Origin of the sequence: Chryseobacterium sp. VD8, assembly GCF_037149975.1 — a bacterium.
Classification (GTDB): domain Bacteria; phylum Bacteroidota; class Bacteroidia; order Flavobacteriales; family Weeksellaceae; genus Chryseobacterium; species Chryseobacterium indicum.
The window spans coordinates 1-1193 of the sequence record NZ_JBBCQL010000428.1 but is presented as its reverse complement, the minus strand read 5'-3'; the positions used below and the strand labels follow the sequence as shown (position 1 = coordinate 1193).

General features: G+C 35.4%; 1 protein-coding gene. It reads right to left on the bottom strand.

The window, feature by feature from the left end; all coding sequences use genetic code 11:
• Window positions 1-189: 189 nt before the first annotated feature.
• The coding region (locus WFK35_RS22840) for a response regulator (RefSeq protein WP_336734940.1) at window positions 190-1193 on the bottom strand (1004 nt) is incomplete at its 5' end.

The window sequence follows — 1193 nt, the reverse complement described above, 5'->3', positions numbered from 1 at the left end:
GTTAAACTGATTCTAATTAAGAAATCAATACATTGATTTTTATTAAGTTTTTTAAGCTAAAGAGGCTTAACTCCTTAATGGAAAAATAAATTATAAATTTAGACACGCTCTAAAAATAAAATCCTGCGTATTCCAAAAAGAATATTTTTATTTAAAAAAGTTTAAACAAACTCAATATGTAAACAGGCTCTAAAGTTCTTTCTCCTTAAGCAAACGTACAGCCGAAGTTAATATGTCTTCTATGTAACAGAACATTTCATAAAGTTCCTGATGGTCTACTGATATATCTTTCGATTTCGCTTCCAGTGTTTTCACATGTTCTGTAATGGAGATTATTCCTATCTGTTCTATGCTTGGTTTTATTTTATGAGTCAGTCTGGAGATCTCCGCGTAGTTCTTTTCCACAAAAGAGGTGTGGATTTGCGGAAGCACATTTTCAATCTGGCTGATGAAGATGGTGATCATCTTTTTTACAAAACTCTCATCTCCTCTGCTTAACAATCTTAAATTCTGCAGATTATAAATTCCCGCTTCTTCATTTGTATCTTGCTGTTCTGTTTTTCCTTTTGTGTAATGATATATGGTTTCCAGCAGTTCATTTTCAGAATAGGGTTTTGTAATGTAACTGTCCATTCCCGCCTTTCTGCATTTTTCTACTTCTGTTTTAAATGCATTGGCTGTCAATGCAATAATTGGGGTAGAAACATGGTATTGCTTTCTCAGAATTTTCGTGGTTTCTATTCCGTCCAATTCCGGCATCTGTATATCCATGAGAATGATATCAAAGTTTTTCTCTTTTAATATTTCTAATGCTCTGGCTCCGTTTTCCGCTTCGGTAACGATACATTTAAAGTTTTGAAGGGTGTTCTGTGCAACCAGTCTGTTTAGCTCACTGTCTTCTACCAAAAGAACCTGAGTTCCTTCCACGGAGATCTCCTGACTGAAGTCTGACCGGTTTTCTAATTTTTCCGGTATTCCCTTAGGAAGAACGAGTGTAACATCTATTTTTGTTCCTTTTTCTTTTTCGCTTTCTATTGTAATGTTTCCCTGCATCAGCTTTACCAACTCTTTGGTGATCGCCATTCCTAAACCGGTTCCGCCTACTTTTCTGGCAATGGATGCATCTTCCTGATAGAATTTTTTAAAGATCTTTTCGATGAATTCTTTGCTCATTCCTATTCCGGAATCCACAA